The sequence below is a fragment of the Allopontixanthobacter sediminis genome (assembly GCF_009828115.1).
Taxonomy (GTDB): Bacteria; Pseudomonadota; Alphaproteobacteria; order Sphingomonadales; family Sphingomonadaceae; genus Allopontixanthobacter; species Allopontixanthobacter sediminis.
Map to the genome: position 1 here is coordinate 857,135 of NZ_WTYL01000001.1, position 13,494 is coordinate 870,628.

Below are 13,494 nucleotides of genomic sequence, written 5' to 3' on the forward strand. Positions count from 1 at the left end.
TTCGCATGCTGTATTTCGAAGATATTATGGTCGGATCGTCCAAGACCTTCGGGCACTACGAAGTTACCCGAGACGAAGTGATGAAATTCGCGGAAGCTTATGATCCGCAGCCGTTCCATCTTGATGACGAAGCCGCCGCACAAACTCATTTCGGTCGGCTTTCGGCAAGTGGGTGGCACACCTGCGCGATGACCATGCGGATGATGGTCGAAGACATGAAAATCCACCAGCAGGCCGGGCTCGGTTCGCCCGGCGTCGACCATCTGCGCTGGGTGAAGCCGGTCTATCCTGGCGATACGCTCTCCTGTCGCAGCGAAATCCTCGAAAAGCGGCGCAGCAAATCACGCCCGGAAATGGGCATCTTCAAATCGAAAAGCCAGACTTTCAACCAAGACGGCGAAGTGGTGCTCGAAATGGTTTCCAACGGCCTGATCCGCGTCCGGGATCACGGCGATAGTGAGGATTAGCTGGGCCTAGAACCCACACTGGGCGGTGCCGCTCGCCTGATAGACGATCTGGTCACGGCCGTTACGGATAGAGATCGTCGCGGGATAGGCGACAGTTTCGCTGCCTGACGCCTTACCGTCCCCGGGGGCAACCAGCAGGCGGACCGAATGGACCTTGCCGTCATATTTCTGCCACGTCCCGAATGGACCCTGCTTGCTGCCCTTGTCCGGGGCGAAGCGGACCATCTTGTCGTCGATTTTCATGAACGCCGTTTCGCCCTGCGTCAGCGCGATCGGATGCATCGCTGTGCCCTTCGGGACGAAGGCGCAGCCTGAACCGTAGAGATCGTTTTCCTCATAATCGGGGAAGTCGATCCGCTGCGGCGAAATAGGGTCGGGAGGGACGATGTTGGCCCGTTCGACTGCCGCGATTTTCTCGGCATCTATCCGCGCCTGCTCGGCGGGGTTCACTTCCTCCGCGCAGGCCCCGAAGAGGCTCGCAGTAACAAATACCAAAAAGGTGGCACGCCGTTCCATCAGTGTCTCCCGAACAGTTTTTCGACGTCACCCATCGACAGTTTGACCCAGGTCGGGCGGCCATGGTTGCACTGGCCCGAACGGGGCGTTCGTTCCATCTCGCGGAGCAAAGCGTTCATTTCCGCGACCGAGAGGGTGCGCCCTGCCCTGACCGATCCGTGGCAGGCCATCGTGGCCAACACCAGATCGAGTTTTTCGCCCAGCAGCAGCGCCTCGCCATGCTTGGCCAGATCATCGTCGATGTCGCGCAGCAGCGCTTCTGGATTGCTCTTGCCGAGCGCTTGGGGAACCGCGCGGACCAGCATGGCGCCGGGCCCAAAGCGCTCGATCACCAAGCCCAGTGCGGCGAGTTTGTCCGCCGCATCCTCGAGCCGGTCACAGGCGGTTTCCTCCATTTCGACGACGTCGGGCAGCAACAACGCCTGGCTGCGTTTGACGGCGTCTTCACCGCCTGCCGCACGAAGGCGTTCAAGCACGAGGCGTTCGTGCGCGGCATGCTGGTCGACCAGCACCAACCCGTCCGCCGCTTCTGCGACGATATAGGTGTTGGCGACCTGGCCTCGCGCAATGCCGAGCGGGTATTCGGCAGCTTGCGGCGACAGTTCTTCTGCCTGTTCCGCCCGGCCCATCGGAACCGCCAGTGTCTCGCCCTGCGCCCCCCGCCACTCGGGCCGCGGGGATGCGAGGTGTCCCGTGGAAGGCGGAGACCAGTCGCGCCCTTCGAACATCGAGCGCAGGGCGGGCGAGGGTTCGGCCAGCGGTTCCGACTGCCACCGGCCCATTGCCGCGACATCGGGCGACTGTGCGCTGCGCCGGTCCCCTGTCGCCAAGGCTTGGCGCAGCCCGGAAACAATAAAGCCGCGGACCGCTTGCCCGTCACGAAAGCGGACTTCGGTCTTGGCCGGGTGCACGTTAACGTCGACTTCTTCCGGCGGCAGGGTGAGAAACAGCGCCAGCACCGCATGCCGGTCGCGCGCCAACATATCGGAATAGGCCCCGCGCACCGCCCCTGTCAGCAGCCGGTCTTTTACCGGGCGGCCATTGACGAACAAATATTGGTGGTCGGCTACCCCGCGGTTGTAAGTCGGCAGGCCGGCGATGCCGGTCAATCGCATCGGGCCGGCCGCCGTGGGACGCTCCAGTTCGATCGCCACACCGTTGTTGGCCAGTTCGCGGGCGATGATCCCTGCCACCCTCGTGGCGACAGATTCACCCGGTTGCAGGCTGAGGATCCGCCGGTCGCCATGATCGAGCGTGAAACCGACATCGGGACGTGCCATTGCCAGGCGGTGCACCACATCCTTGCACGCGGCATATTCGCTACGGGCGGTACGGAGAAATTTCCGCCGCGCCGGTACTTTGTGGAACAATTGTTCGACCCGGACGCGGGTGCCCGGTGGCAGTGCGGCGGGTCCATCTTCCACCAGCGCTCCATGGTCGACCACCCGCCGCCAACCCTGCTCCCCGCCTTGTGGCCGGCTCTCCAAAGTGAAACGTGCAACGCTGGCAATGGAAGGCAAAGCCTCACCCCGGAAGCCCAGCGTCGCGACCATCTCGATTGCTTCGTCAGGCAATTTGGAAGTAGCATGGCGTTCGAGCGAAAGGGCCATTTCCGCCGGACTCATCCCGCAGCCATCGTCGGTCACCTCGATCCGGGCAAGGCCGCCGTCAACCAATTGAACCGCGATACGACGGGCACCGGAGTCGATGGCGTTTTCCACCAGTTCCTTGAGCGCAGCGGCGGGCCGCTCCACCACTTCTCCAGCAGCGATACGATTGACAAGGGATTCGGGGAGGCGGCGGATTTCCGGCATCAGAAATCGAACCTAGCGGTGAAGCGCCGCTAATTCGAGGCCGATGGTAAAAAATCGGTGGGCTGTTAACATAAATTTTTGGTGTTTTCCCTAGCGTTTGGTTAAGGGGAGCGCACTCCCTGTCATAAGCGGGTCGCAACGGCTGCCAAGTGCTGCGCTGAAGCACCGCAAATTTTATGGATTCAACCTCGCAATGAGCTTCATCTCCCGCCTCTTCAAATTTGGGTCGCAGAACATGGCGATCGACCTCGGCACGGCGAACACGCTGGTTTATGTTGAAGGGCGCGGCATCGTTTTGAACGAGCCGTCCGTGGTGGCGATCGAAACGCTCAACGGCATCACCAAGGTCAAGGCCGTGGGCGACGATGCGAAGATGATGATGGGCAAGACCCCCGACAGCATCGAAGCGATCCGCCCGCTGCGTGACGGGGTTATCGCGGATATCGAAATTGCGGAAAAGATGATCGAGCATTTCATCCGCAAGGTTCACGGCAAGAAAAGCATGTTCAGTTACCCGGAAATCGTGATCTGCGTTCCCTCGGGCTCCACCTCGGTCGAACGCCGCGCGATCCGCGATGCGGCCAGCAACGCCGGTGCCAGCCAGGTTTACCTGATCCTCGAACCGATGGCGGCCGCGATCGGCGCGGACATGCCGGTGACCGAACCGGTCGGTTCCATGGTTGTTGATATCGGCGGCGGTACTACCGAAGTCGCGGTTCTATCGCTGCGCGGCTTGGCATACACCACCTCGGTCCGCACCGGCGGTGACAAGATGGACGAAGCAATCGTGTCCTATGTTCGCCGTCACCATAATCTGCTGATCGGCGAATCCACCGCAGAACGCATCAAGAAGGAATACGGCATCGCAGTTCCGCCGGAAGACGGCATCGGTCTGACCATCACCCTCAAGGGCCGCGATCTCGTCAACGGCGTGCCTAAGGAGATAACCATCAACCAGGGCCATCTGGCCGAAGCGCTGGCGGAACCCATCGGCGCCATCGTCGAGGGTGTCCGGATCGCGCTGGAAAATACCGCCCCGGAACTGGCGGCCGACATCGTTGACCAGGGTATCGTCCTGACCGGCGGCGGCGCGCTTATCAGCGGGCTAGACGCACATTTACGCGAAGAAACCGGCCTGCCGGTGAGCATCGCGGAAGATCCGCTTTCTTGCGTGGCAATCGGCACTGGCCGCGCCATGGAAGATCCCATCTATCGCGGCGTGTTGATGACCGCCTGAGGAAGGGACAATCATGGCGCCGCCTTCCAAACGGCGCCCCGGCTTTTCGCGTAGGGCGCAATACGGAATTTTCACCGGCTATGTAGTGGCTGGTATCGGTGCGCTCGTCGGTGCGGTCCTGCTTGGCCTGTCGCTGTGGCGTCCGGCCAACTTCAACGGTCCGCGCATGATCGCGGCGGACGCCGTTGCGCCGGTCGGGGAAGTGTCCGCAGAAGCGCGCACCACCAGTCGGGGCCTCATCGAAAGCATCACTGGGTATTACCGCGCCGGCAGCCAGAATGCGGAACTCAAGCGCGAGATGGAGCTCGCCCGCATCCGGCTGGCCGAAGCGGAAGCGGTGGAGCAGGAAAACAAGCGCCTCAAGGCGCTCCTGGCCTTGCAGGAAGCTGAAGTGGAGCCGGTGGTCGTGTCCCGCATCGTCGGTTCGACCGCAGCCAGCACTCGCCGGTTCGCCTACCTCGGTGCCGGTTCTTCGCGCGGGGTCACCGCCGGTATGCCGGTCCGAGGCCCTCGCGGCGTTGTCGGGCGAGTTCTCGAGGTCGGGCGGAATTCTTCGCGAATCCTGCTTCTGACGGACAGCCAGAGCGTGCTGCCGGTCCGCCGCGCGCAGGACAACGTCGTCGCGCTCGCCGAAGGACGCGGAGATGGACTTCTGCGTATCCGGCTGATCAATCTCGGCATCAACCCGCTCGAGGTTGGCGATGTCTTCGTGACCAGCGGTTCAGGCGGATATTACCGGCCCGGGGTCGCTGTGGCAGTAGTGTCCGAACTGACAAATGATGGTGCCCTGGCACGGATCATCAGCGATCCGGCGGCTACCGATTTCGTCTCCGTCGATCCGATCTGGCAGCCCGACGCCATCAGCGGCGCGGCGACCCCGGTCGAAGAAGAGCTGAGCGAATGAGGACAGCCTATCGCGGAGCGGTTCGGCGCGACGAGTTCGGCAGCCGCATAGACCGCCGTCATTCCAGTCTTCTCGCCTATGGCATTCCGCTGGCCAGCATCCTGCTCGGCTCGGTCCTGCCGATGCTGTTCATTGCCAGCGCGGTCCCCCTGGTTCCGCCAATGGGCTTCATGGCCCTGATCGGCTGGCGGCTGATCCGGCCCGGCATTATCCCGATCTGGGCCGGCTTCCCGCTGGGCATCTGGGACGACCTGTTCAGCGGTTTTCCTTTCGGTAGCGCGATCCTGCTATGGTCGATGACGCTGGTCGCGATCGAAGCGCTGGAGGCCCGCTTCCCCTGGCACGGCTTTGTCCAGGACTGGCTCACCGCTGCACTGATCATCATCGTCTACCTACTGGTTGCAACCTTGCTGTCCGGAGCGCATGGATCGTTTCCGATGCTGCTGGCGCTGGTGCCGCAGCTCTTGCTGTCTGTCCTGCTGTTCCCCATTATCTCCCGTATGATTGCCCGTCTCGACAGATTGCGCCTGACCCGCTTCAGGAAGTTTTGACGATGGCTCGCAAGCGCTCCGGGCCCGTCGTCAGCTCGGCCACACTCAAGAATGCCTTTGACCGGCGCAGCTTCGTGATGGGCGGAGTGGGCGGCGGTGTCGGCATGCTGCTGGCGGCCCGGATGGGTTACATCGCCATTGCCGAGAACGAGAAATACGCGACGGAATCAGAAAGCAACCGCGTCAATTTGTCGCTGATCCCCCCTCGCCGCGGCTGGGTGCTGGACCGGAACGGGGCGCCCCTCGCATCCAACCGCGCGGATTTCCGGGTCGACCTGATCCCCGACCGGCTGGCCAACCCCGATCGTACGGTCAACGTCCTGGGCGAACTGCTTGCGCTCGATCAGACGGCGGTGCAGGACCTCAAGGACAAGATCGCCAAGGCACGCGGTTTCCAGCCCATCGAAGTGTCGAGCGGCCTCGACTTCTCGCAGTTTGCCGCAGTCAGCGTGCGCCTGCCCGAACTGACGGGGGTGGTGCCGCAGCGCGGTTTTTCTCGCTTCTACCCGACCGGTCCGGCTGTCGGCCATCTCATTGGCTATGTCGGACCGGCGTCAGCGGAAGAATACGAAAGCGACCGCAACCCGCTGCTGATCACACCCGGGTACAAGATCGGCAAGGACGGCCTTGAAAAGCAGTTCGAGCAGGACTTGCGCGGGGTACCCGGCGCGCGGCGGGTGGAGGTAACCGCCGCTGGCCGGATCGTCCGTGATCTCGACACGCGGGAAGACGTCCAGGGCAAACCGATCAAGCTAACTATCGATGGCCCACTGCAGGATTATGCCGCGCGGCGGCTCGGACTCGAATCCGGCTCGGTCGTGGTAATGGACTGCCTGACCGGTGACCTCCTGTGCATGGCGTCCATGCCCAGCTTCGATCCCAACAGCTTTTCTGACGGCATCGGCCGCGTGGAATACGGCATGTTGAGCAGCGACGAGCGCGTGCCGCTGCGCAACAAGGTCCTGAAGGGGCTGTATCCTCCGGGTTCCACGGTCAAACCGATGGTCAGCACTGCGTTCCTCAAGGAAGGGCTCGACCCGTCGGATTCGGTCAATTGCAGCGGCGGGCTTCGGGTGGGCAACCGGGTGTTCCGCTGCTGGAAACGGGGTGGTCACGGCCGCGTCGACATGGCCAAGGCGATTTACCAGAGCTGCGACGTCTACTTCTACCACTTCGCCCAACAGATCGGCATGAATCCGATTTCCGAGATGGCGCGCCGATACGGCATGGGTCAGGAATTCCCGCTGCCGGTAGCAAGCCAGTTCTATGGCACAGTCCCGGATCCGCAGTGGAAGCTGAAGAAGTACGAGCGTCCGTGGCAAGCCTTCGACACCGTCAACGCCACGATCGGACAGGGTTACATGCTGGCCAACCCGCTGCAGTTGGCCGTGATGGCGGCGCGCCTCGCGTCGGCGAAGCAAGTCATGCCGCGGCTGATCTACGACACGAAGACCCCGTCCTTCCCGTCGATGGGAATTTCGGAAGATCACGAGGCCATGATCCGCAAGGCGATGAGCGACGTGGTCAATGGTCCGGGCACCGCAGGACGCGCGAAATTGCCGATCGATGATATTCTGATGGCCGGAAAGACCGGTACCGCGCAGGTGGTCTCTCTGTCCAAGTCGGATGGCCGCTCCGGTCCGTGGAAATACCGCGACCACGGCTTGTTCATCTTCTTCGCGCCGTTCGACAATCCGCGCTACGCTGGCGCGGTTGTAATCGAACACGGCGGCGGATCAGGCTCTGCATACCCGATCGCGCGTGACGTCATGACGTTCCTGTTCGATCCCCAGAAGGGGCTCGACCAGCTTTACTCGCTGGAAAAGGAATGGGGCGGTACCGCGCAGCAACGCCTGGAGAAAAAATACGCCGCCTTCGCGCGGGAAGCCGGCGAAGCTGTTGAACCGGTTCCGCGCCGCGAGGAAGAAATCTTCGACAAGGTTGATGCAGAGGCGCGCGCAGCCGCGCTCCAACCGGCGGCAGAAGCAACCGACGCGGCTATCAACCGGTCAGAGAATGTCGATTCCGCGCAAGGGCAGACCGAATGAGTTCGGTAATCCCGGCGCCCATCGCCCGGCAGCCATGGGGAATGCTGATCCCGCTGTTCGTGCTTGTCGGTTTCGGCGCGGCGGTACTTTACTCAGCCGGCGGCGGCGGAATGCAACCGTTCGCGGCTTCGCACCTGGTCCGCTTTGGCGTATTCATCACGATGGCCTCGGTGATGGTCCTGTTCAGCCGGGACATCGTGCAACTTGTCACGTATCCAGCCTATGCTCTCGTATTGCTGCTTCTGGTCGCAGTGGAGGCTATCGGCGGCATGGGCGGTGGAAGCCAGCGGTGGCTTAATATCGGGCCGATCGTGTTGCAGCCATCCGAGTTGATGAAACCCGTCATCGTGCTGGTGATCGCGCGGTTTTATTCCACCCTGCCCGCCGGAATGATAGTGGACTGGCGCGCACTGATTCCGCCGACTGGTTTGATCCTCGTACCAATGGCACTGGTCCTCATGCAGCCGGATCTCGGCACGGCCCTCGCGATCGGATTTGGCGGCGTGGTGGTAATGTTCCTGGCCGGGCTGCCTATGCGCTGGTTCGTCGGTGCTGGCGCGGTCATGGCGGTCCTTGCACCGATCGCATTCTTCTTTGGATTGAAGGAATACCAGCAACGCCGGGTGACCACCTTCCTTGACCCTGAAAGCGACCCGTTGGGCGCAGGCTATCATATCATGCAGTCGAAAATCGCCATCGGTTCAGGCGGCCTTTCGGGCAAGGGATTCAACGAAGGATCGCAGAGCCACCTCAACTACCTGCCCGAACCGCATACCGATTTCGTCTTTGCGACCATGGCGGAAGAATGGGGCATGCTGGGCGGTCTGGTCGTGATCGTGATTTTCGGCCTGATCCTGCGCTGGGGCCTTAAGGTAGCCCGAAGCTCGAACGACCGGTTCTCCAAACTGCTCGCGTCGGGAATGGTGGCGACGATATTCTTCTACGTCGCGATCAATCTGATGATGGTGATGGGCCTCGCACCGGTGGTCGGCATCCCCCTGCCATTCATGAGCCACGGGGGTTCTTCGATGATGACCAACATGATCTGTATCGGCACCCTGATGATGATAAACCGCTGGAACCGCGAAAGCCCGCGGTCGGGATTGATCAGCTGATCGCGGGGTCCGCGACATCAAATCAGCGCCGCCGGGACCTTTGTCCTTTTCATCAGGGAAAGACGCGCTATATGCAGCGCCTCTCCGCCTCGCACGGCGATTCGGAGAAGCCGCAATTCCCGGCAGATGGACGCATAGCTCAGTTGGTAGAGCAGCTGACTCTTAATCAGCGGGTCCTTGGTTCGAGCCCAAGTGCGTCCACCATTTTTCAATGGCTTACACGGGTATCTCGAAGACCTGATACGGCGAAGGTAACGAGCTAGGTATCGGGGCGCTCTTGCGGCCATGAGGAGGGTGATCTCTCTAAATCCCTCCCCATGGCGCGCGCGAGACATTAGCGAGCTGGTGCGTTCGCCTTTATCCAAGCGTTGGTTCCGGCATTCGCCCCAGTGTACCAGTTGTTCGTGGTCAACTCGGAGACCCAGACCTTATCATCTTTATCGATAAAGTTTTTAAAGTGGGCGTGCACTTCTTTCGCAGAGTTCTTCACACTGATCAGCCAAAACGAATCTAGAGCGCGGTGCGCTCCCAATTTTTCTAGCTCATCCCAAAGCGTGGGGTAGTCCTTGTTTTTTATAAGGTCATAAGTGAGAACGAATGTGGTCATGATTAGGTATTCCCAAAATTGGGAGCGGGTAAAGCTTGACCGATTTCGCGCGAATTATCATAGCACGGTTCTACCTCGGCTGTGGGCATTACCCGCCCCAGTCAATTGCCCCACCCGGTCCGCACGACTGGGTGGGGTTTTTCTTGTATAGGGAATCACGCGCGCATAGCGAAGCCAAACATTCCCGATTCGGCGTGGATAAAGTGGCTAACTTTTACTCATCCGTCGGAATTCTCGGCGTCATCTGGATCACCAACGGACCAATCGTTGCCGAACGTTCCGAACGAATAAGGCCGATCGTCATAAGCTTCACAGCAATCGACGTTGTCTTCTTCGTGGTCGGGGTCGCCGTCCGCCGCATCGAGCACTGCAAGCAGCTGCTCAATCATGTCTTCTACCTGGTCGCGCGTTTCCAGTTTCGGAAAGGTGCCGGCGGCGATAGCGTTGGAAAGGTTGAAGCTGGCGCGATGCGCCTGTAATGGACTGGAAGCCATAGTCGTCTCCACAATAGACGGTTATCGGTCAGGGCCGGTCAGCTGTTAGCGCAGCGGATCGGCCTGCACCCGGTTCGCACAATCCGATTCACCCGTCAATCAATCCGTCGCGCGGATCGCTTCGACCAGGGCGGCCCAGTTCTCGGGCGTGAGCAGCTCGGTTTTATCATCAATCGGCAATTTCAGTCCGATCGCCATACCGGCTGCACAACCCGCAGCTGAGGCGAAGTGCCGATAATATCGGGATTTGTGAACTTTGCCGACACATGGCCAGCGAACTCTGATGCGTTTAAAAGATGCGTATGAAACTTCGACCGCGTTCATCATGCGAGCCTCCTGCTCCGCTGTAGCGTTGCCATGCTGTTACCCATTTGAGCGCCCGCGCTAGCGATCGATGGCGCGGCTTGCTGGATCTGACCATTCACCCGAACGTCGAAATATGGGCTGGCCTCTACCTGTATCCGAGTAGCCCCGCCCATCATGGCCTTCAGATTGTCATTGCTGCTCACCTGCGAACCGCGGGGCAAGTTCAGCAGCTCCGGCCCGCGCTCGCCTACGATGGCCATGCCGCCGGGATGAAAGCTGGTGCCGTTGGCGTAGCCAGGCACCTTGTTGATGTTGGTCTGGATGCTTTTGCCGAACGCTCCGACGCTGCCCAGCTGCGTGAACACGCCTAGCACGGAACCAAGGATATCAAGGAAGCCGCCACCCTTGATAGAATTGGTCATGTTCTGCAGGGCTCCGAGGGTATCCTGCGCCATGTCGGCAAAGCTCTTCGCGATCCGGACAGTGTGCGCCTTGGTCTTGTCCGCAGCCAGGCCAAGCTTCTGCTCGAGCTTATCTATGCTTCTAGCTATATCTTCGCTGGTTCGCAGCGGATCTTCGCCGACTGCAAGGCCAGCGGACAAAGCTACCGGGCCCATACCGCCATCGTCGCGCAGCCGCGCCATTGCGCGACGGCGCGCCTCGATCGCCGTTGCCTCGTCCATGCCGCCGCCCGGGTGATTAGGGCCGCGCTTTTCCATTGCATCGATCGCAGCGATCATATCGCGATACCCGCGCATTTGCTCCGCTTCTGGAAACAGGTCGGCCAAGAGGTAACGCACATCCCGCGCCATGTTGGCGAAGGCTTCCTTGGTGCCCGCCGTGGTCCTCTCCGCGACGCCTACCATCACCTTGTCCAAGCGACCCATCTGCTCCGCGATGCCATCCACCATGTCCGGAATGTAGCTGTGGCCCACCACGGCATCATACAGGCCATAGAAGGCTTGCTTTACAGTTTCGATCTTGGCGCTGACCGTGTTCCAGACTGCGCTCAGCTTGTCTACGATCCACGTTTTTACACCCTGGTAGAGTCTCCCCATCCAATCGACAGACGCCCTGACCATGCGCGCCATCATGTCCGGAATTCCGCCAACGACTTCGCCGAGTTTCTCAACCACTTGGACGAATAGCTTGCCGGCGAAGCTCCAGTTTTGCCTTGCCTGCGCCGCCTGCTTGGCATTGAAAGCGTCAAAATTATCCGCCCAATTCTGCATCGTGCTAGAAGCATCGATCAGTGAGAGTTTCAAATCTGAGACCGACTGTTCGTACACCAGCAGCGAATCGGCATTTTCGAGCAGCTTCTTGTTCTGCTGCGCTTCGATTACATAATTCAAAGCGGCCAGCTTGTCGGCCACTTCATCGGCCTTCGCGATATCGTCACTGGACAGGACGATCCCCAACTTATGCGCCGCGCCGGTCAGCCGTTCAACGCCTGCCGCGCCTTCGCTAAGCAAAGCGGCGAGCTTCTGGCCCGAACGCCCGAACAGGTCGACCGTGATGGCCGCGCGTTCGGCATCACTGCCAACATTCTTAAGACCCTCAGCGATCAGCGGCATAGCCTCTCCGGCACCGATGACTTCGCCTTTGCTGTTGCGCACTGCGATGCCTAGCTTCTCGAGCGCTAGCAGCGGCTCTTTCACACCTTGCGCAGCATCCCCCAAGCGCCTGGTCAATTGCGCAAGGGCATCGTCCATCTGCTTCTGTTCGATATTGACCTGCGTGGCCGCGTAGCGGAATTCCTGCAAAGCGGTCGTAGTGACGCCCAGCGCCATCGCTTCCTCGCCAAGGTTACCGGCCGCATCGATTGCAGCGCGGCTCATGTCCTTAATCCTGTTCGCTACCCCCAGGAACGCCAATCCACTGAGTGTCGCGCCGACCTGCTGCATAGTCTTTCGAGCCGCTGCAAAATTCTTCTGCAGGCCGGTCATCTCAGTTTTCGATTTGCGAATGCCGTTCGAATATTGCGCGGTGTCCAAGCCCAAACTTACGAGCAAGCTGCCCAATAGAGTTGCCATGTTTCAAACTCCTTTGAAAGGTAAGGTCATCGAAGCTGGGCGAGTTTACGCTATCGCCCTGACCTTCAATGTTCCGGATACGAGGTTGATGGTGCCGCCAGATTCGTTCTGAAACCGCACTGTGACGGTGTCCGCTGCGGACACGTATGCATCCAGAATTACACCCGCCAGACTTATGCTGAATGATGCCGATGCGAACATGCCAAGTTTCGCACCTGGGCAAGCCACGGTGGTGGAGTCAGCGCCGCCGTGCGGGATGGATGGCGGGTCATACGTGACACTCCCGCGAAATACATAATCAGTGGAGTTGGTTGAATTCCCGCTATCGTCCGCAAAGCTCGAGCCGCTGGCAATTGGCGAAGCCTTGAAGTGACAGTTAGACGCCCCGGCGCCGAACTCCACGTCCCCAGCGACGGGACAGCCGACAATGGCATTATCCGTACCGGTGATGGAAAGCGTCTCACCAATAGTCGAAATCCGAGTTCCGGAAATAACCGCCTTCTTGGCGGTGCCAAAAATGATGTTGCGAGTATAGCATCCGGTTACCAGCGTATTGTCGGTGCCGGTCAGGTCGACCAGGACGCCGGTTGAATCTACCCCAATAAGCGAGCGCGGGGACGCAGCAACGTCGCCGGCACCGAGCTTCATTGCAGGCTCATTGCTGTCGGTCCGGTTGAAAAGCCCGCCAATAATGCGGAGCTGCGACCCGCCCCCGGCTGCAGTGATTTCCAGACAGTAGCCAAGCATATCAAGGAAGTTGCAGTTGATCAGGTTGATGTTGGAGGTACCGGCGGGGATTACCAAGCCGCGACCGGTAGCCCCTCCGCTGCCGGTGCCATTGCCCTGAAGACCAACGTTGATCATCCCGCAGCCCGCGGCTGCAGTGAACATGTCGCCGTTTTCCACTTTGTTAATTGTGGAGAGCAGAGGACTTCGGGCTATGATGTATTGGCCGAATGCCAGTGCTTTACCGGAAGGAATATAGCTTAGGTTTCCGTCTGGGACCTCAACCGACTTTCCGGTATCTAGCGCCGCGTTCAGCGCTGCGGTGTCAACAGCTGCACTAACTCCGACCGTGCCGGTTGCATGAAAGTCGAGAACGTGGACACTGTCGCGCAATTTGGCCTGCAGGTTCCGCGCTACCGCGCCGCCGCCAGCCTGAAAGAAGGTTCCGATTGCGTCAACGTAAGCCTTGGTTGCTTGAGCGCCAATTACTAGGGAATTCCCGCCTGCATCGCCCGCGCCATCTGCCGTGCGCTCAGCATAGATTACTCCGCCCGAACCGTCTGGGTAGGAAAAGAACTCGGTTTCAATTGTACCGATTTCGCCCAGCAATTTGCTGCTGAAGTAGTTCCCCGCAGCTGCAGAAGCGCTTGCCGCCAGTTCAGCCCGACCAGCCTGC

At 60.3% G+C, this 13,494-nt stretch carries 13 protein-coding genes and 1 tRNA gene; 7 read left to right on the forward strand and 7 right to left on the reverse strand.

Annotation, left to right across the window (positions count from 1 at the left end):
• The first annotated feature begins 5 nt into the window (after positions 1-5).
• Entirely contained in the window at positions 6-467 is a 462-nt protein-coding gene (locus tag GRI65_RS04305; RefSeq protein WP_160755263.1) for a MaoC family dehydratase, read from the forward strand.
• Between the two features lie 6 nt (positions 468-473).
• On the opposite strand, the gene GRI65_RS04310 is transcribed toward GRI65_RS04305, so the two are convergent.
• Positions 474-983: a hypothetical protein gene (locus GRI65_RS04310; RefSeq protein WP_160755264.1), complete on the reverse strand. Its 510-nt coding sequence runs from the start codon at positions 981-983 to the stop codon at positions 474-476.
• Positions 983-2,797 (reverse strand): DNA mismatch repair endonuclease MutL, encoded by a 1,815-nt coding sequence (mutL, locus tag GRI65_RS04315; RefSeq protein ID WP_160755265.1) that lies wholly within the window; start codon positions 2,795-2,797, stop codon positions 983-985. Before mutL ends, GRI65_RS04310 begins: the two co-directional genes overlap by 1 nt.
• 193 nt (positions 2,798-2,990) lie before the next feature.
• Here mutL and GRI65_RS04320 point away from each other — a divergent pair, with 193 nt between their 5' ends.
• The 6 genes from GRI65_RS04320 (at position 2,991) to GRI65_RS04345 (ending at position 8,856) form a co-directional block, all read left to right on the forward strand.
• The gene (locus GRI65_RS04320) at positions 2,991-4,034 is read left to right on the forward strand and encodes a rod shape-determining protein (protein WP_160755266.1); all 1,044 of its coding nucleotides are present in this window, start codon (positions 2,991-2,993) and stop codon (positions 4,032-4,034) included.
• Positions 4,035-4,047: 13 nt separating this feature from the next.
• On the forward strand, positions 4,048-4,938 hold the full coding sequence (gene mreC, locus GRI65_RS04325) for a rod shape-determining protein MreC (RefSeq protein WP_160755267.1): 891 nt from the start codon (positions 4,048-4,050) through the stop codon (positions 4,936-4,938).
• Positions 4,935-5,489: a rod shape-determining protein MreD gene (locus GRI65_RS04330; protein ID WP_160755268.1), complete on the forward strand. Its 555-nt coding sequence runs from the start codon at positions 4,935-4,937 to the stop codon at positions 5,487-5,489. Before mreC ends, GRI65_RS04330 begins: the two co-directional genes overlap by 4 nt.
• 2 nt (positions 5,490-5,491) lie before the next feature.
• Positions 5,492-7,537 (forward strand): penicillin-binding protein 2, encoded by a 2,046-nt coding sequence (gene mrdA, locus GRI65_RS04335; protein ID WP_160755269.1) that lies wholly within the window; start codon positions 5,492-5,494, stop codon positions 7,535-7,537.
• Positions 7,534-8,652: a rod shape-determining protein RodA gene (gene rodA, locus GRI65_RS04340; RefSeq protein ID WP_160755270.1), complete on the forward strand. Its 1,119-nt coding sequence runs from the start codon at positions 7,534-7,536 to the stop codon at positions 8,650-8,652. The genes mrdA and rodA overlap by 4 nt, the downstream gene beginning before the upstream one ends.
• Positions 8,653-8,780: 128 nt before the next feature.
• A tRNA-Lys gene (locus GRI65_RS04345) sits at positions 8,781-8,856 on the forward strand.
• Between the two features lie 130 nt (positions 8,857-8,986).
• Here GRI65_RS04345 and GRI65_RS04350 read toward each other — a convergent pair.
• The 5 genes from GRI65_RS04350 to GRI65_RS04365 form a co-directional block, all read right to left on the reverse strand.
• On the reverse strand, positions 8,987-9,259 hold the full coding sequence (locus GRI65_RS04350) for a CRISPR-associated protein Cas2 (protein ID WP_160755271.1): 273 nt from the start codon (positions 9,257-9,259) through the stop codon (positions 8,987-8,989).
• 218 nt (positions 9,260-9,477) lie between these two features.
• The gene (locus tag GRI65_RS04355) at positions 9,478-9,753 is read right to left on the reverse strand and encodes a hypothetical protein (protein WP_160755272.1); all 276 of its coding nucleotides are present in this window, start codon (positions 9,751-9,753) and stop codon (positions 9,478-9,480) included.
• Positions 9,754-9,852: 99 nt separating this feature from the next.
• Complete coding sequence (locus GRI65_RS04360) at positions 9,853-10,080, reverse strand: hypothetical protein (protein WP_160755273.1); 228 nt, start codon at positions 10,078-10,080, stop codon at positions 9,853-9,855.
• The gene (locus tag GRI65_RS15095; RefSeq protein WP_202391094.1) at positions 10,077-12,092 is read right to left on the reverse strand and encodes a phage tail tape measure protein; all 2,016 of its coding nucleotides are present in this window, start codon (positions 12,090-12,092) and stop codon (positions 10,077-10,079) included. The genes GRI65_RS04360 and GRI65_RS15095 overlap by 4 nt, the downstream gene beginning before the upstream one ends.
• A 45-nt stretch (positions 12,093-12,137) precedes the next feature.
• Positions 12,138-13,427 (reverse strand): hypothetical protein, encoded by a 1,290-nt coding sequence (locus tag GRI65_RS04365; RefSeq protein WP_160755274.1) that lies wholly within the window; start codon positions 13,425-13,427, stop codon positions 12,138-12,140.
• Positions 13,428-13,494: the final 67 nt, after the last annotated feature.